The 3090-nt window shown below is 53.6% G+C and carries 5 protein-coding genes; all 5 read right to left on the bottom strand.

What is annotated here, in order from left to right; genetic code table 11:
- Positions 1-236 precede the first annotated feature (236 nt).
- Positions 237-656, bottom strand: coding sequence for a hypothetical protein (locus HUJ17_RS00100; RefSeq protein WP_290508811.1), 420 nt, complete (start codon positions 654-656; stop codon positions 237-239).
- A 90-nt stretch (positions 657-746) separates the two neighbouring features.
- On the bottom strand, positions 747-1049 hold the full coding sequence (locus HUJ17_RS00105) for a helix-turn-helix transcriptional regulator (protein WP_290508812.1): 303 nt from the start codon (positions 1047-1049) through the stop codon (positions 747-749).
- Entirely contained in the window at positions 1042-1404 is a 363-nt protein-coding gene (locus HUJ17_RS00110) for a type II toxin-antitoxin system RelE/ParE family toxin (RefSeq protein ID WP_290508813.1), read from the bottom strand. The genes HUJ17_RS00105 and HUJ17_RS00110 overlap by 8 nt, the downstream gene beginning before the upstream one ends.
- Before the next feature lie 183 nt (positions 1405-1587).
- The gene (locus HUJ17_RS00115; protein ID WP_290508814.1) at positions 1588-2286 is read right to left on the bottom strand and encodes a fumarylacetoacetate hydrolase family protein; all 699 of its coding nucleotides are present in this window, start codon (positions 2284-2286) and stop codon (positions 1588-1590) included.
- Positions 2279-3090 (bottom strand): FAD-linked oxidase C-terminal domain-containing protein (locus tag HUJ17_RS00120; RefSeq protein ID WP_290508815.1); only part of this gene is annotated, 812 nt, incomplete at its 5' end. The genes HUJ17_RS00120 and HUJ17_RS00115, both read right to left, overlap by 8 nt.

Genomic DNA, 3090 nt, shown 5'->3' on the forward strand with positions numbered 1-3090 from the left:
GGTGTGCATACCATGTTGACGGTGCTGGCCGGCGGCGAGGTGCCGGAACTGATGGAATGCGGACTCCGTGAGGTGATGGAGGCGGCGGAGTTTCATCGAGATGCGTTTGAGGAGGAGTAGGTGTGTGGCGGGGTGCGTGTCCCCTATCTCGTTAGAATTGAATGGGAAGGATGAGGAGGTTAAGGCGGGAAAGATAAAAAAATTGGCCCCATTAATCGTAACCTACGATTAATAAGTTAATGCCAGAATTTTGGCATCGCCCAATAAATCACGCTTAGAAACCAAAAACTGAAACACAAGAAAAATATTGAAGACCCTGCGATTGCTGAAGAAGTGGATAGCTTTGTGCTCACTATTTCATCCAGCTCTTTCTGGTATTGGTCTTTTATTTCGGGATTTGGAAGTGCATTAATTTCTCTTTGAGCTTCCATTCGTATCTTTTCGAAAGATTTTTTATTAGGTAGACGATGATAGGCTTGGAAAGAAAATAAGAAAAAAGTAATTGATAAGGAAAAAACCCTTATAATGTCACTATTGACACTCCAGCAACCTAGGGTTGCAACAAAAAGCCATATGGCTTCCAAGTTAAGAGACCTTCTATAGTTCTCAATGTTTTCATGAAACTCATATATTTTTTTAAATGCTTTATTAGTCATTGAATGCCTGTGGTTTCATATTCCTGATAGGGTTTTCTCAATGCTTCAGGGGCGCTGGGGGCAAGTCTTGCCCGTGCGCGTAACTAACCCCTAAAGCGTAAACCCATGATGCTGCCCATCTGGCAGCTCAATATCCAGCCGCACTTTCCCGCCAGCCGCTTCAATATAACGTTTCAGGGTTGATAGCTTCAGATCCTGACCAGCCTTTTCCATGCCGGCAATGGTGGGTTGCTTGACGCCAAGTGCAGCGGCCATTTCAGCCTGGGTTTTATGCATCAGGGCACGGATTTCAGCCAGATGGATGTCCAGCAGGATGGCGTCAGCTTTCTTTTTGGCCTTTTCGACAATTTCTGGCTTTTCGGTTTCCAGGATCTGTTTCAGCGTTCTAGCCATTTGAGCCACCTCGGTTGAGTTTGTGCAGATGCGCGGTAAATTCGCGGTCGGCCACGGGAATCATCTCATCGTAGAACCGCTTGTCTTTACCTGTCTTTTCGCCGGCACAGAGCAGAATCCCGGTTCGTTCCGGGTCAAAGGCAAAGAAAGCCCGGATGGGATTGCCTCTGCTCTGGACTCTTAGCTCCTTCATGTTCGGGTGAGTCGACCCCTTCACGGTATCGGCATAAGGTCGGGACAGGAGAGGTCCCTTTTGTTCCAGAACAAGCATGCCGGCGATGACGTTTTCCCGGTCTGTGTCGTTAAGCGCATCGAACCATTTATCAAACCTATCCGTGGTTTGAATTTGCCACATTGTTGCTCCTTCATCCTTGAATAGGTTTTAGCCTATATAGGTTTTATCCTATTATCAATATAAAGGGGGTAGGCGGGGCTGAGGGGGAGACAGAGTAATTGGTTGCAGGGAGAGGTTGGTGGCTTGGGCGCCACCAACCTTGGTCGGAGATTCGCACCTCGAGAGGTGCTCCTACATGGGGGGTCAGGCGACGGAACCGAATACCTGAATGATATTACCCAGCCGTGCCGTGAACTTGTCGCCGCTATTGAGCGGGCCGACGCCGGCCGGGGTGCCTGTGAAGACCAGATCGCCGGGTTCCAGAGTGAAGGTCTGGCTGATTTCGCTGATTAGCTCGAAGGTGGGGAACAGCATCTGGCCGGTGTGACCGTGCTGGCGCACCTCGTCGTTGATTTCCAGGGTGACATTGAGCTTCTGCTTTACGGAAATGCCGCGGGCATCGATGAAGCCGGATACCGGGGCGGCGCCGTCGAAGGCTTTTGCCCGTTCCCAGGGGTGGCCTTTTTCTTTCAGGGTGTTCTGCACCTCACGCAGGGTCAGGTCCAGGCCGACGGCATAGCCGGCGATGCTGAAGCGGACGTTGTCCAGGTCGGTTTCCTTGTGAATCCGTTTGCCGATCAGCACTACCATTTCCACTTCGTGGTGCACCTCGCCCTGCCCTTTGGGCAACTCGAGGGGTTCGTGCAGGCTTACTAACGAGGTGGCCGGCTTCATGAACAGGATGGGGAAATCGGGCACGTCATTGCCCAGTTCCCTGGCGTGGTCCGCGTAGTTGCGGCCCACGCACACGGCCTTGCCCACCGGAATGTCGATGGGGGCGCCGTCGATCCAGCGGTGTTGGTAACCGTCCTGATCCACCGGGGTGTTGATTTCATCAAACATCGAACAGCTTCCCCGGGTTCATGATGTTGTTGGGGTCGAAGACCTGCTTCACCGCTTTCATGCAGGCGATTTCTTCCGGGCTGCGGGAGTATTCCAGGTAGGGCTTCTTGGTCATGCCCACGCCGTGTTCCGCAGAAATGGAGCCGTTGTACTTTTCGACGATTTCGAACACCCATTTGGACACGTTGTTGCACTGGGCGAAGAAGTCTTCCTTGGCCAGGTCGGCGGGCTTGAGGATGTTCAGGTGCATGTTGCCGTCGCCAATGTGGCCGAACCAGACGATCTCGAAATCCGGGTAAGCGTCCTGCACCACGGTGTCGATGTCTTCCACGAAGTCCGGCACTTTCGCCACGGTGACGGAGATGTCGTTCTTGTAGGGAGTGTGCGGCGCAATGGACTCGGAGATGCGCTCGCGCAGTTGCCACAGCTGGTCCAGCTGCTGCAGGGACTGGCTCATGACGCCGTCCAGCACCCAGCCTTCTTCCACGCACTTTTCAAAGATGGCCATGGCCTGGTCGCTGGTGGCCTCTGACAGCTGTTCGAATTCCAGCAGACAGTAGAAGGGGCACTCGGTATCGAAGGGCTTGGCCACGCCGTGTTCCAGTACGTGGGCCATGGCCTTGTCGGAAAAGAACTCGAAGGCGGTCAGGTCGATGTCCTGCTGAAAGGCGTGCAGGATCTTCATCACTTCCCGGAAGCCGGGGGCGCCCAATACCAGGGCGGTCAGGTCTTTCGGCTGGCGGGCCAGTTTCACGGTGGCTTCCACCACGAAGCCCAGGGTGCCTTCGGAGCCGATGAACAGGT

The sequence above is a fragment of the Alcanivorax sp. genome (genome assembly GCF_014762765.1).
GTDB lineage: Bacteria > Pseudomonadota > Gammaproteobacteria > Pseudomonadales > Alcanivoracaceae > Alcanivorax.